At 72.7% G+C, this 12,474-nt stretch carries 13 protein-coding genes and 1 pseudogene; 7 read left to right on the top strand and 7 right to left on the bottom strand.

Going from position 1 to position 12,474, the window contains the following annotated elements:
* Positions 1 to 24: 24 nt before the first annotated feature.
* Positions 25 to 1,173, bottom strand: coding sequence for a YihY/virulence factor BrkB family protein (locus tag KLI87_RS25110; RefSeq protein WP_308166160.1), 1,149 nt, complete (start codon positions 1,171 to 1,173; stop codon positions 25 to 27).
* A gap of 725 nt (positions 1,174 to 1,898) precedes the next feature.
* Here KLI87_RS25110 and KLI87_RS25105 point away from each other — a divergent pair.
* From KLI87_RS25105 to KLI87_RS25090, 4 genes are read left to right on the top strand one after another with little or no spacing between them, the layout of a single operon-like run.
* Positions 1,899 to 3,569 carry a nitrite/sulfite reductase gene (locus tag KLI87_RS25105; protein WP_156215345.1) on the top strand — a complete coding sequence of 557 codons (1,671 nt, stop codon included), beginning with the start codon at positions 1,899 to 1,901 and terminating at the stop codon, positions 3,567 to 3,569.
* A gap of 15 nt (positions 3,570 to 3,584) precedes the next feature.
* Entirely contained in the window at positions 3,585 to 3,749 is a 165-nt protein-coding gene (locus KLI87_RS25100; protein ID WP_156215344.1) for an Insertion element protein, read from the top strand.
* Entirely contained in the window at positions 3,746 to 4,456 is a 711-nt protein-coding gene (locus KLI87_RS25095) for a phosphoadenylyl-sulfate reductase (RefSeq protein ID WP_214618928.1), read from the top strand. Before KLI87_RS25100 ends, KLI87_RS25095 begins: the two co-directional genes overlap by 4 nt.
* Positions 4,438 to 5,199 (top strand): sirohydrochlorin chelatase, encoded by a 762-nt coding sequence (locus KLI87_RS25090; protein WP_156215343.1) that lies wholly within the window; start codon positions 4,438 to 4,440, stop codon positions 5,197 to 5,199. Before KLI87_RS25095 ends, KLI87_RS25090 begins: the two co-directional genes overlap by 19 nt.
* A 4-nt stretch (positions 5,200 to 5,203) precedes the next feature.
* Here the strand turns inward: KLI87_RS25090 and KLI87_RS25085 are convergent, their stop codons facing one another.
* Complete coding sequence (locus KLI87_RS25085) at positions 5,204 to 5,935, bottom strand: DUF1707 domain-containing protein (RefSeq protein ID WP_156215342.1); 732 nt, start codon at positions 5,933 to 5,935, stop codon at positions 5,204 to 5,206.
* A 172-nt stretch (positions 5,936 to 6,107) separates the two neighbouring features.
* Here KLI87_RS25085 and KLI87_RS25080 point away from each other — a divergent pair, with 172 nt between their 5' ends.
* Entirely contained in the window at positions 6,108 to 7,730 is a 1,623-nt protein-coding gene (locus KLI87_RS25080; protein ID WP_308166158.1) for an acyl-CoA dehydrogenase family protein, read from the top strand.
* 112 nt (positions 7,731 to 7,842) lie between these two features.
* Here KLI87_RS25080 and KLI87_RS25075 read toward each other — a convergent pair whose 3' ends face one another.
* The 5 genes from KLI87_RS25075 to KLI87_RS25055 all read right to left on the bottom strand — a co-directional run bounded on the left by KLI87_RS25075 (position 7,843) and on the right by KLI87_RS25055 (position 11,435).
* Positions 7,843 to 8,577 (bottom strand): class I SAM-dependent methyltransferase, encoded by a 735-nt coding sequence (locus KLI87_RS25075; RefSeq protein ID WP_250904197.1) that lies wholly within the window; start codon positions 8,575 to 8,577, stop codon positions 7,843 to 7,845.
* Positions 8,578 to 8,777: 200 nt separating this feature from the next.
* On the bottom strand, positions 8,778 to 9,170 hold the full coding sequence (locus tag KLI87_RS25070; protein WP_214618925.1) for a hypothetical protein: 393 nt from the start codon (positions 9,168 to 9,170) through the stop codon (positions 8,778 to 8,780).
* A 215-nt stretch (positions 9,171 to 9,385) separates the two neighbouring features.
* On the bottom strand, positions 9,386 to 9,712 hold the full coding sequence (locus KLI87_RS25065) for an Lsr2 family protein (protein ID WP_156215338.1): 327 nt from the start codon (positions 9,710 to 9,712) through the stop codon (positions 9,386 to 9,388).
* A 194-nt stretch (positions 9,713 to 9,906) separates the two neighbouring features.
* On the bottom strand, positions 9,907 to 10,788 hold the full coding sequence (locus tag KLI87_RS25060) for a hypothetical protein (protein ID WP_214618924.1): 882 nt from the start codon (positions 10,786 to 10,788) through the stop codon (positions 9,907 to 9,909).
* Complete coding sequence (locus KLI87_RS25055; protein WP_214618923.1) at positions 10,785 to 11,435, bottom strand: hypothetical protein; 651 nt, start codon at positions 11,433 to 11,435, stop codon at positions 10,785 to 10,787. The genes KLI87_RS25060 and KLI87_RS25055 overlap by 4 nt, the downstream gene beginning before the upstream one ends.
* Positions 11,436 to 11,542: 107 nt before the next feature.
* Between KLI87_RS25055 and KLI87_RS41620 the strand changes: the two are divergent.
* Together KLI87_RS41620 and KLI87_RS25050 are read left to right on the top strand one after the other, a co-directional pair.
* Positions 11,543 to 11,683 (top strand): annotated as a pseudogene (locus KLI87_RS41620) (hypothetical protein); the annotation flags it as partial.
* Positions 11,668 to 12,450 carry an SAM-dependent methyltransferase gene (locus tag KLI87_RS25050; RefSeq protein ID WP_308166157.1) on the top strand — a complete coding sequence of 261 codons (783 nt, stop codon included), beginning with the start codon at positions 11,668 to 11,670 and terminating at the stop codon, positions 12,448 to 12,450. The pseudogene KLI87_RS41620 and the gene KLI87_RS25050, both read left to right, overlap by 16 nt.
* The last annotated feature ends 24 nt before the right edge of the window (positions 12,451 to 12,474 follow it).

Genomic DNA, 12,474 nt, shown 5'->3' with positions numbered 1-12,474 from the left:
TCAGGACGACCCCGGACATAGTTTTTACCCGCGGCCGTCGCCCTCGGCCGCGATGCGCTCCTCCAGCCCGTCCGGCTCCTCCAGCCCGTCCGGCTCGGCCCGCCCGTCCGGCTCGGCCCGCCCGTCCCGGACGGCGCGGGCCCGCGCGGTCCCGGCGCTCGGCCACAGCCGGTCGATCTCGGCGTTCAGCGCGGCGCCGATCAGCACCGCGAGCGCCGCCACGTACAGCCAGGCCAGGACGGCGATCGCGGCCGACAGCGACCCGTACACCGACACGCCGCTCAGCGAGCCGGTCAGGTAGAGCCGGAGCGTGACGCTGCCGAGGATCCACATCAGCAGGGCGACGACCGCGCCCGGCACCTCGCGCCACCAGGCCGTCCGCACCGGGACGCTCATGTGGTAGAGCGTCGCCAGGAACGCGACCGACAGGCCCACCACGACCGGCCAGTAGAACATCAGCACGAACCCGGCGCCCTCGGGCAGCGCGTCCCGCACCAGCGCGGGCCCCGCCACCAGCAGCGGGATCAGGATCAGCATGACCAGCAGGCCGACGAGGTAGAGGAAGAACGCGCGCAGCCGGGTGCGGATCACGCCGCGGATGCCCGACAGCCCGTAGGCGATCGTGATCGTGTCGACGTAGACGTTGGTGGCCCGCGAGCCCGCCCACAGCGAGATCAGGAAGCTGACCGAGACGATGTCGGGGCTGCCGCCCTTGATCACGTCGTCGATCAGCGGCACGACGACCGACTTGACCGCGTCGTCGGTCAGCACGGTCCGGGCGTGCTGGATCAGCCAGGCCCGGACGTCGGCGACGGTGTCGGCGCCGAGCGCGCCCCGGAAGTGGCCCATCGTGCCGATCAGCCCGATGACCAGCGGCGGCAGCGACAGCAGGGCGAAGAACGCCGCCTCGGCCGCCAGGCCCGTGACGCGGTACCGGAACGCGGCGACGGCCGTGCCGCGCGCGAGCAGCCACGCCGTCCGCGCCGCCGTGCGGGTCCACGCCCGGAGCGCCTCCCGGACGCGCCTGAGCGGCCCCCTGAACGGCGCGCCGGTGCTGGGCGCCCTCGACGCGCCCGTGTCGGACTCGCCCGCGTCCGACGGCTCCTCGGGCGCGCCCCGGCGGGCGGGGTCCCCGGCCGGCGAGACGCCCGCGGCGTCGGGGACGGTGGTCACACCACCCCACCGTAGAGCGTTACCTGCCCGGTACATTCCGCATCGCCCATTTCAGTGATCCACTCCGCGCGTGGCGTGCCGACCGCCCCCCGTCGCCCGAACCGTCCCCCGACCGCTTCGGGGGGCCTCCCGGCCCTCCGTTGTACATCCTCGCGCCCATACCCCCTTCGACGTCCCGGAACGTCGGCCGGCCCATGATCGTTTCGAGCGCCGCGGCCGGGGTCCGAGCATCGCGGTCCGTCGGTGACAATGGAAGGGTGATATGCCAGTCGTGCCGGGATCGCCACCACGGGCAGTGCCGTGGCGGGTCGTGGTGCGACTGCCAGCACCTGCCCTCCCCCGCCGCGACCGCGGGCGGCGCCGCCCCGTCCGACCTCGGCGGGGAGCCCGGCCGGCCGGGTACCGGCGACGCCCCCGCACCGGAGCCCCGGGTGAACTGGAGACGGCAGGGATGACTCTTCTCACGTGCGCCGACGCCGGGCGTAACTGGACAGCCCGCGAGACGTCGTGTCAAAGTCTAGGCATGACTGCTGCGGATCCGTTGCTGGCGAAACGCCGGCACGTCGACTTCCTGCGCGTCCGCAGCGCGATCTGTCGCTGACGCCCCGACCACGCCCTGCTCGACGGGCGCGTGGTGCATCGGCGTCATCCCTGGCATCACCCTGCTCAGTGCCGAGCCGGCTGTCCCACACCGCCGGTGCGCTACGCGTCCCTCACCACCACAGATGAGGACGCGCGCCGTGCCACCCGCGATCAAGCGCAAGAAGAAGGGCGAGGGCCAGTGGGCCCTCGGCTACCGGGAACCGCTCAACAAGAACGAGGAGAACAAGAAGAACGACGACGGGCTCAACGTCCGCCGCCGGATCATCGACGTCTACTCCAAGGCCGGCTTCGACTCCATCGACCCGGCGGACCTGCGCGGAAGGTTCCGCTGGTTCGGGCTCTACACGCAGCGCAGGCCCGGCATCGACGGCGGCAAGACCGGCGCGCTCCCCGACGAGGAGCTCGACGACCGCTACTTCATGATGCGGATCCGGATCGACGGCGGCCAGCTCAGCGGCGCCCAGCTGAGCACGATCGCCGACATCTCCACCCGGTACGCGCGCGGGACCGCCGACATCACCGACCGCCAGAACGTCCAGCTCCACTGGGTCCGGATCGAGGACGTCCCCGCGATCTGGGAGGCCCTGGAGGCCGTCGGGCTGCACACGATGGAGGCGTGCGGCGACACCCCGCGCACGATCATCGGCTGCCCGCTCGCCGGGATCGCCGCCGACGAGATCATCGACGCGACGCCGCAGCTGCGCGACATCCACGACCGCTACATCGGCTCGCCGGAGTTCTCGAACCTGCCGCGCAAGTTCAAGACGGCGCTGTCGGGCTGCACCTCGCACTGCACCGTCCACGAGATCAACGACATCGCCTTCGTCGGCGTGGTGAACGAGGCGGGCGCGACCGGCTACCAGCTCTTCGTCGGCGGCGGGCTGTCCACGAACCCGATGTTCGCCAAGAGCCTCGGCGTGTTCGTCAAGCCCGAGCAGGCGCACGAGGTGTGGCACGGCGTCACCTCGATCTTCCGCGACTACGGCTACCGGCGGCTGCGCAGCCGCGCCCGGCTGAAGTTCCTGATGAACGACTGGGGCCCGGAGAGGTTCCGCGAGGTGCTGGAGAAGGAGTACCTCGGGTACGCGCTGCCGGACGGCCCCGAGCCGGACGCGCCGAAGGAGCGCCGCGACCACGTCGGCATCCACCCGCAGCAGGACGGGAACTTCTACGTCGGCTTCGCGCCGCGCGTCGGCCGGGTCAACGGCGAGCTGCTCGGCGCCATCGGCGCGCTGGCCGCCCGCTACGGCTCGGGCCGCGTCCGCACGACGATCGAGCAGAAGCTGGTCATCCTGGACGTCCCGGAGGAGAACACCGAGGCGCTCGCGGACGCCCTCGCCGAGCACGACCTCCAGGTGCGCCCCTCCACGTTCCGGCGCCAGATGATGGCCTGCACGGGCATCGAGTACTGCAAGCTCGCGATCGTCGAGACCAAGCAGCGCTCGATGGACCTCATGGACGAGCTGGAGAAGCGCCTCCCGGACTTCGACCAGCCGCTCACCATCAACGTCAACGGCTGCCCGAACGCCTGCGCCCGCATCCAGGTCGCCGACATCGGCCTCAAGGGCCAGCTCGTCGTGGACGAGAACGGCGACCAGGTCGAGGGCTTCCAGATCCACCTGGGCGGGCAGCTCGGAGCCACGTTCGGCAAGAAGGTCCGCGGGCTGAAGACCACCTCGGCGGGCCTCACCGACTACGTCGAGCGGGTGGTCCGCCGGTTCGACGAGCAGCGCGCCGACGGCGAGAGGTTCGCCGACTGGGTGCGCCGTGCCGACGAAGCCGATCTGAAGTAGCGGAGGGCAGCGGAAATGAGCGAACGTGCCGCGCCGTTCTACTGCCCGTACTGCGGTGAGGAGAACCTGGAGCCCCTCGCGGAGACCGGGGCCTGGTTCTGCCACGACTGCGTCCGTTCCTTCTCGTTGAAGTTCCTCGGTGTTGGAGCGCCCCAGACACGCAAGGAGATCCCTCGGTGACTCTTCTGGAGACCGACAGACCCACACTCGATCTTGAGGACATCGTCGCGTCCGCCGCCGCGGCCCTGGAGGGCGCGCCCACGCTGGAGGTCATCCGGTGGGCGTCGGCGACGTTCGGCGACCGGATCTGCCTGACCTCGTCCATGTCGGACGCGGCGCTGATCCACCTGGTGTCGAAGGTGAAGCCCGGCATCGACGTGCTGTTCGTCGACACCGGCTACCACTTCGCCGAGACGATCGGGACCCGGGACGCGGTGGAGGCCGTCTACCCGGTGAACGTGATCAACGTGACGCCCTCCCGGACGGTCGCCGAGCAGGAGGCCGCGCTCGGCCCGCGCCTGTTCGGCCGCAACCCCGACCTGTGCTGCCACCTGCGCAAGGTCGAGCCGCTCGGCCGCGCGCTGGAGGGCTACATGGCCTGGTTCAGCGGCATCCGCCGGGACGAGACCGCGAGCCGCCGCGACCGCCGCGTCGTCGAGTGGGACCGCAAGCGCGGGATGGTCAAGGTCAACCCCATCCTGGACTGGTCCCAGGAGGACATGGACAACTACATCGAGGACAACGGCGTGCTGGTCAACCCGCTGCACTACGACGACTACCCCTCGATCGGGTGCGCGCCGTGCACGTCCCCCGTCGCGCCGGGCGAGGACCCGCGCAGCGGGCGCTGGGCCGGGATGGGCAAGACCGAATGCGGCATCCACCTGTGAGCACCCCCCTGGTGGCGGTGGCGCACGGCAGCAGGGACCCGCGCGCCGCCGCGACGGTCGCGGGCCTCATGGACGCCGTCCGGGCGCTGCGTCCCGGCGTGCCCGTCCACGCCTCGTTCCTGGACCACGCGCCGCCCGCCCCCGGACGGGTGCTGGACGGCCTGGCCCGCGACGGCGCGGACGCGGCGGTCGTCCTGCCGCTCCTGCTCACCGCCGCCTACCACAGCAAGACCGATGTCCCGGGCGTGCTGGCGCGGGCGCGGAACCGGCATCCGCGCCTGCGGACCCGCACCGCCGCCACGCTGGGCCCGCACCCGCTGCTGATGGACGCGCTGGAGCGGCGCCTCACCGAGGCGGGGGTGCCGCCGGGCGACCCGGACACGGCGGTCGTGCTGGTGTCGGCGGGCTCCTCGGACGCCGCCGCGAACGCGACGATCCGGCGGCTGGCGCGGGAGTGGCGGTCACGGGGCTGGTGGGACGCGGTCCCGGCGTTCGCTTCGGCGTCGCGCCCGTCCCCGGCGGAGGCCGTGGCGGCGCTCCGCGCGGCGGGGGCGCCGCGCGTGGCCGTCGCGTCCTACATCCTCGCGCCGGGCCACTTCGCCGACAAGGTCCGCGCGGAGTCGCTCGCGGCGGGCGCGGACGCGGTGTCGCCGGTGCTCGGGGCGGCCCCGGAGGTCGCCGAGCTGGTCGTCCACCGGTACACCGAGGCGCTCGCCGCCCAGGCGGAGCCCACCGCCGTCTGACCCCTCAGGTGCTGCGGTCCTTCCACCAGGAGGCGATCGCGCGGCGCAGCGGCGCGTGGTGCTCGTCGTCCACGATCTTGACATCGCCCATGATCGCGTGGGCGACCACATGGACGACGGGGACCCGCGCGCCGGGCCGGGGCTCGCGGACCGCGACCCGCCGGTCGCCCATGACGGCGCGGCCGCTCAGCTCGACGGTCACCCCGTCCGGCACGATGATCTTGATGTCGCCCATCACGGCGGTGGCGTAGACGGTGACCTCGCCGGTGGGGACCTGCGCGCCGCGCAGGTCCAACTCGACGTCGCCCATCACCGACACGGCCTCCAGGCGCTCGTCGATGCGGCCGACGATGCGCTCCTTGCAGTCCCCCATGATCGCGCTGAACTTGCGCTTGACCTGCACGGGTGCCGGATTGGCTCCGGGCGCGCCCATGCCGGGCAGGTCACGGGTGATCAGCTCCAGGTCACCGCGCGTGACCGCGGCGTAGGCCGCCTCGGACCGCTCGGTCAGCTCCTCGAAGGTCAGCCGGCCCTCCACCGAGGCGACGCGCAGCCGCTCGACCACGGCCTCCCGCTCGGCGTCCGACGCCCGGACCACGCCCACCCCGGGCACCGCCGCGGGATCCACACCGGGCCCGCCCGCGGTCTCCGGCACCGCGGCGGGACGGGGCTCCTTCCGCAGGTCGGCGGGGCGGCGTTCCGGCGGTCGCCCCGGCTGCGGACTGGACTGACTCATGTTTCCGAAGGTATGCCTTCGAGCCTCGCGGGCAATCAGCCGCGCGGACGAGATCACCCCACCACTTCAGGAGGATGCCCCCGGGAGGCCGGTCGGGGGCACGGCCGGCACCCGTTCCGAACGGCATTCTGTATCGTTCTCCGTGACACCCCGCATACCCGGAGGGAGCACCGTGACCCACGAGGTCCTCAACCAGGTCCCCCCGCTCGCCGGCCACGACGTGGCCGACGACGCCGTGCTGCTGGACGGCCTGGAGCGCGAGGGCGCGGGCTGGGCCGTGCCCGAGGTGCGCGGGCTGGGCCGCCTGGCGGGCACCGGGCACGCGCAGGAGCAGGGCCGCCTCGCCAACGAGCACCCGCCCGTCCTGCGGACGCACGACCGCTTCGGCAACCGCGTCGACGAGGTCGAGTTCCACCCGGCGTGGCACGAGCTGATGACGGTCGCGGTGACCCACGGCCTGCACGGCTCCGCGTGGGCCGATCCCCGTCCCGGCGCGCACGTCGCCCGCGCCGCCAAGTTCTACGTCTGGCGGGTGGACGCGGGCCACGGCTGCCCGATCTCGATGACCTACGCGTCCGTCCCGGCCCTGCGGCAGGCACCGGAGCTGGCCGCCCGGTACGAGCCGCTGCTGGCCCGCCCGGAGTACGACTTCGGCCTCCGCGCCCCGCTGACCAAGAACGCGCTGCTGGCCGGGATGTCGATGACCGAGAAGCAGGGCGGCTCGGACGTGCGCGCGAACACGACCGAGGCGTCCCCGCTGCCGGACGGCACCTACCGCCTCACCGGCCACAAGTGGTTCACCAGCGCCCCGATGTGCGACGTGTTCCTGACCCTCGCGCAGGCCCCGGACGGCCTCACCTGCTTCCTCGTCCCCCGCGTCCTCCCGGACGGGGCGCTCAACCCGCTGCGCCTGATGCGGCTCAAGGACAAGCTCGGCAACCGCTCCAACGCCTCGGCCGAGATCGAGTACGAGGGCGCGCTCGCCTGGCGCGTCGGCGCCGAGGGACGCGGCGTCCGCACGATCATCGAGATGGTCAACATGACCCGGCTCGACTGCGTCATCGGCGCCGCGTCGGGGATGCGCCAGGGCGTCGCCGCGGCCGCCCACCACGCCGCGCACCGCAAGGCGTTCGGCGGATACCTCGCGGACCAGCCCCTGATGCGCAACGTCCTGGCGGACCTGGCGATCGAGTCCGAGGCGGCGACCCTCCTCATGACCCGGCTGGCGGGCGCCACCGACCGCTCCGTCCGAGGCGACGGGACGGAAACGGCGTTCAAGCGCCTGGCGCTGGCGGTCGGCAAGTACTGGGTCTGCAAGCGCTGGCCCGCCCACACGGCCGAGGCCCTGGAATGCCTGGGCGGCAACGGCTACGTCGAGGAGTCGGGCATGCCCCGCCTCTTCCGCGAATCCCCCCTGAACTCGATCTGGGAGGGCTCCGGCAACGTGGCCGCCCTGGACCTCCTCCGAGCCCTGCGCGACCCGCGAACACTGGAGACGTTCTTCGACGAGGTCGCCCTCTCCCAAGGAGCCGACAAGCGCCTGGACGCGGCCGTCAAGGACGCCAGGGAAAGCCTCACCGACACCGCGACGATCGAGTACCGCGCCCGCCGGGTGGCCGAGGGCCTGGCACTGGTCCTCCAGGCGTCGCTGCTGGTCAGGCACGGCCACCCGGCCGTCGCCGACGCCTTCTGCGCCACCCGCCTGGCCGGCGACCGGGGCGGCGCCTTCGGCACCCTCCCGCCGGGCCTGGACCTGGCCCCGATCATCGACCGCGCCACCCCGAAGATCGGCTGACCCCTGCTCCACCATCGGCGTCCGGAGTCTCCCGAGCCACGCGACAACCGACCCAGCGAGATCATTCCCGCGCCGGGTGACCACGGAGCCTGGGTCGTGCCGGTAGGTGTGTTCAGGGGGCGTCTGGTTTGCGGGCGGTGAGCAGGCGGGTCGGTACCCACGGACTGCCCCACCACGCGCGCCAGCCGAGGCTGCGCACGCGGATGTCCTGGGCGTCCAGCCGGGCCAGCACGGCTGCGTACTCGCGGGGGGTCCGCCCCAGGTCGGCGATCAGCAGGCGGCCGCCCGGACGCAGCACCCGGTACGCCTCGGCGATCGCTTGGGCGCGGGTGTGCGCGCCGAAGATGGTGTGCACCGTCAGGCTGGACCCGACCAGGTCGAAGCTCGCCTCCGCGTACGGGAGCCTGCGCAGGTCGCCCCCGTGCACGTGGACGCGGTCGGCGACGCCTTCGGCACGGGCGTTGCGCAGGGTCGCCGCCGGGGAATTGCCGGACTGGTGCAGTCCGCGCCACAGGTCCACGCCGACCGCCCGGCCCCGCGGGAGGCGCCGGGCCGCGGCCACCAGGACGGCGCCACGGCCGCAGCCGAGGTCGAGCAGCCGTTCGTCGCCACGCAGGTCGAGCTCGTCCAGCACGTCCCGCCAGACCAGGAACTTGCCGCGCAGTGAGGTGTGCAGGCTCAGGGCCAGGCATCCCGCCAGCAGGGTGCCCGCGAGCAGCGCGGGCAGCGCGGCGACCAGATCGACGGTGACCGCCATCACCAGCCCGGTCACCCAGAACCCCACCACGACCAGGCCCACGAAGCTGAACCCGTAGGGCGCATCCACCCCGTACCGCGCGCCAGGCATCCCCATACTCTGCCACGAACCGGCCATTCGGGGGGCGGCTACGACGCACTGTTCCACCGCCGCCCCGGCTCGCCGCTGAATACCCGACACCGAGATGACGCCGCCTTGGTCTTCAGCTGTAGACCAAGGCCGGGACGTCGCGCCGCGCGTGGCACGGCAGCCGTTGATTTACCTGAAACGGCCCGGCGGGCGGAGCCGGTTCAACAGTTCGTTCCACCCGGTTCCCACAGCCAGGGGTACTGCCGGCGCAGAATGCCGATGACGCTGCGGCTCTGCCGCCGCAGATCGGCCCACTCCCGCGCAGAGAAGGGCGCTTCGCGCGACCAAAGCGCGCTCGGCCCCTCGGTCATCTCGGCCAAGATTCGATCGATCTTGTTGAGCTCCTCCAGAAGAGCCGCATCAGCGGGCCGCGACGCAAGATGTTGGCCGGCGCCCCGGTACACGTCGTCGAACATCAGCGCCAACTCGTCGACACCCACACGTTCCGCGGTCACATAGGCGACCTGCTCTTCCGCATCCCGCCCCAGCCACCGCAGAGCATGAAGCAGCGGCCGAAGATAAGGGGCGTCGCAATCCCCGTGCGCTTCATCCACCTGGCAAGACCTCCCGGGTCACCACTTTATGACCGGGAGTCTCGCGAGCGCGTGGGACCGGGGGCCTGGGGGCGGGCTGGGCGGGGGTCGGCGCGCGGCGGGCGAGGGCGCGGCCGTCCGCCAGGGGCTCCCCCGCCGACCGCGCCGGGAGCGAGGTCCGCGCCCGCCGCGTCGTGGAGCCTTCCTGCCGGCCGCGCCCCCCGCCGGACGGTGGGTCAGTGGGCGGCCTCGTACTGCTCGATCACGGTCGCGGGGATCCGGCCGCGGTCGTTGACCTTGATGCCGGCGGACCGGGCCCACTCGCGGATCTCGGCGCTGCGCTCGCGGTTGCCGGCCCCGCGGCCGGCGCCTCTGCGGGCGCCGACGGCGCGGGCACGGCGGGCATTGTCCTTGTAGGGCGCGAACGCCTTGCGTAGTTTGGCCGCGTTCTTCTTGTTCAGATCAATTTCATACGACCGGCCGTCGAGGGCGAAGGAGACGGTTTCCTCCGCCGCCCCGCCGTCGAGGTCGTCAACCAGGAGAACCTGGACCTTCTGCGCCATGAGCAACTTCCTCCCACTCGGTTTCTCAGTTCGAGAGTAGCCGATGATAGGCGAGCTTTCCCAATTGCAACAGCCTTACGCCGATGAACGCGCGGAGTTCACTTACCGCAGTTCCTCGGCCGGGCGCCCGTGAAGCAACCGATATGCCCGGAAAGCCCGGCCCCCAGGGCTGTGCGGGGCCCTGACGAGGGCGTTCAGGTGCGGGAGAACTCCAGGCGGAGATTGTCCTTCTCGCTGAGCACCATCACCGCGCCGCCAGGTGCCCAGCTGTCGGAGACCAGAAAATAATGGCCTCCGGCATGGGCGAGCAGGCGCAGGCCGCCATACCGGTAGCCGTAGGCGGCGTTCTTGCCCGGAAGCTCGGTCTCGGTCACCCCGGGGGCGGCCAGGAACAAACGCTTTGGGCTGTAGACGGTGACCTCGTTCTGCCGGTGAATGCCCGTGATGAGCTTGTCGGCGAGGGCATTGCCTTGCAGGGTCGCGTAGTTGGAGGTCCCCCAGAAGAGCATCACCACGACGGCGACCGCGACGAAAGCGCGCAGCAGCGGCTCCTTGTCGGCGGGCGAAGTCCCGCGCAACTGCGTGCCGTAGAAAGTGAGCAGCAGGCCCGCGCCGATACTGAGCGGCCAGGCGACGTAGGCGAACTCCCGCCCGCCGTCCAGGGCGAGGGCGCGGGCGGTGAACCCGAGCGCGTAGACCGCGAGCGGGAGCGCGAGCCAGCTCACCGAGAGGAACCCGAGCGCGCGGCGGACGAGGCGGTCCCGCGTCCCCCGGTCGCGGACCCTCGGGGCGAGCACGCGGTCGACCTGGAGCCACACGAGCCCGCAGACGGCGACCAGCAGGAGCAGCACCAGGGCGGGACGGACGCTCCGCAGCAGGTAGTCGCGCACGGACTGGCCGAGGACGCTCTCCTCGATCCCCACCCGGTCGGCCATGACGTAGTTGCGCTGCCAGCCGAAGTACACCAGCAGCGCCGTCAGCACGGTGACGTTGGCGATCAGCCCGGCGAGCCAGCGCAGCACGCCGGGCCCGACCCCCTCCTGCTCAGGCGGGGGCTCGGGGGCCTCCTGGGTCAACTCGGCTCCGCCGAGGGGGACGGCTCGTCGGTGGGCGGCGGCGACCCGTCGGTGGGCGGGTCGTCGGGACTCACCTCGGGCGAGGGCGAGTCGGAGGTCCCCGTCCCGGGCTGGACGGCGGGGCAGTCGGCGAACGAGGACGGCGGCCGGTGCCGCAGCACGCTGCCCGCCACCGTGTAGAGCTGGCACTGGAACCAGTTGTCGTCGTATCCGGGCCACTCGTAGGACGCGAACTCGTTCAGCGCCGTCGCCCGGTCGCCCCTGCACAGCGCGATCCCGACCCGCAGGATCGTCTTGTCGCCCTCGTCGCTGAGGGTGCCGCCGCTCTCGCCGTAGGCGTCGTACTTCGCCTGGGCCCCGGCGCAGTCGCCCGCCCGGATCGCCATGTAGATCGCGCCGACCGCGACCGTGAGGCCGGGGTCGCCGCCCGGCAGGCTCCAGGGGTACTCCTTCGCACCGGAGCCGGAGCCGGAGCCCTGCCCTGAGCCGCCTCCCGCGCCGCCCTGGCCTGAGCCGGGCGCGCCGACCCCGGAGGGTCCGCCGGAGCGCGCCGGTGCCGTCTGCTCCGTCCCGGGGTCGTCGACCGCCCCGCAGCCGAGGACGAGCGACAGCGCACCCGCGACGGCGCCGATCCGGAGACCCCTCATGGCCACCGCCCCCGCCCCTGCGACATCCGTATTCCGGAGAGTAGTTCGTCCGACACGTCCGCGGCCGCGATGGCCGGAGCGGGACGCGGGGATGGCCGAACCGGGCCATGACGATCCCCGTGGCGGGATGGTTTCCCCGCGAGCGGGATACCCGGCCACGAGGCTCCGGGAGAAGCGATATGGACACGCGAGACATCCCCGACGACGTCCCGACCTCCGCCCGTGTCTACGGGTGGGCCCTCGGCGGCAAGGAGAACTACCAGGTCGATCGGGAGTTCGCGCTGAGGACGGCGCCCGCCTTCCCCCCGAGAGCGTCGACATCACCCGGCAGAACCGCCTCTTCCTGTACCGGGCCGTCCGCCACCTGGTCGTGGGGGCGGGCATCCGGCAGTTCCTCGACATGGGCTGCGGGCTCCCGGCCGACGCCAACGTCCACCAGGTCGATCGGGAGTTCGCGCCGGACGCCCGGGCCGTCTACGCCGGCATCGACCCCGTCGTCCTCGCGCACGCCCGCGCGCTGCTCGCCGGGGACGGCTCCACCGCGGTGATCACCGCCGACCTCCGCGACCAGGAGGCGGTCCTCGGCCATCCGGAGGTCGGCCGCCTGATCGACTTCGACGAGCCGCTCGCGGTGCCGTTCCTGTCGGTCGCCCACCACCTGCTGGACGCCGACGACCCGCGCCGCGTCCTGCGGACGGCGCTGGAGCGCGCCGCGCCCGGCAGCCACCTGGCGTTCTCGGAGATCGTCTGCTCCGACCCCGTCCGCGCCGCCGACCTCGACGCCCGGATGGGCGCCGCCGGGATCGCGTGGCAGACCCGCACCCGCGCGCAGGTCGACGCGCTCCTGGACGGCCTGGACCCGGTCGAGCCCGGCCTGGTCAACGTGGTCCACTGGCGTCCCGACCCGGGCCAGCCGCCGCCGGCGCCCGTGCCCGGCGAGCTGACCCCGTTCGTGGGCGCCTCCCGGATGGGACGGGACTTCCGCGAGTACGGCGGCGTCCTCCGCAAGCCCTGAGGCGCCCCGCCGACCCGGCGGCGT

The sequence above is a fragment of the Actinomadura sp. NEAU-AAG7 genome, from assembly GCF_018603865.1.
GTDB lineage: Bacteria > Actinomycetota > Actinomycetes > Streptosporangiales > Streptosporangiaceae > Spirillospora > Spirillospora litoris.
The sequence above is the reverse complement of the archived record's forward strand: the minus strand, read 5'-3'. Positions and strand labels throughout refer to the sequence as shown.

Excerpts from the sequence above, each read along its gene's own strand:
- KLI87_RS25105 (WP_156215345.1), top strand. The coding sequence starts at position 1,899 with ATGAGGACGCGCGCCGTGCCACCCGCGATCAAGCGCAAGAAGAAGGGC.
- KLI87_RS25100 (WP_156215344.1), top strand. The coding sequence starts at position 3,585 with ATGAGCGAACGTGCCGCGCCGTTCTACTGCCCGTACTGCGGTGAGGAG.
- KLI87_RS25090 (WP_156215343.1), top strand. The coding sequence starts at position 4,438 with ATGCGGCATCCACCTGTGAGCACCCCCCTGGTGGCGGTGGCGCACGGC.
- KLI87_RS25085 (WP_156215342.1), bottom strand. The coding sequence starts at position 5,935 with ATGAGTCAGTCCAGTCCGCAGCCGGGGCGACCGCCGGAACGCCGCCCC.
- KLI87_RS25075 (WP_250904197.1), bottom strand. The coding sequence starts at position 8,577 with ATGCCTGGCGCGCGGTACGGGGTGGATGCGCCCTACGGGTTCAGCTTC.
- KLI87_RS25065 (WP_156215338.1), bottom strand. The coding sequence starts at position 9,712 with ATGGCGCAGAAGGTCCAGGTTCTCCTGGTTGACGACCTCGACGGCGGG.
- KLI87_RS25055 (WP_214618923.1), bottom strand. The coding sequence starts at position 11,435 with ATGAGGGGTCTCCGGATCGGCGCCGTCGCGGGTGCGCTGTCGCTCGTC.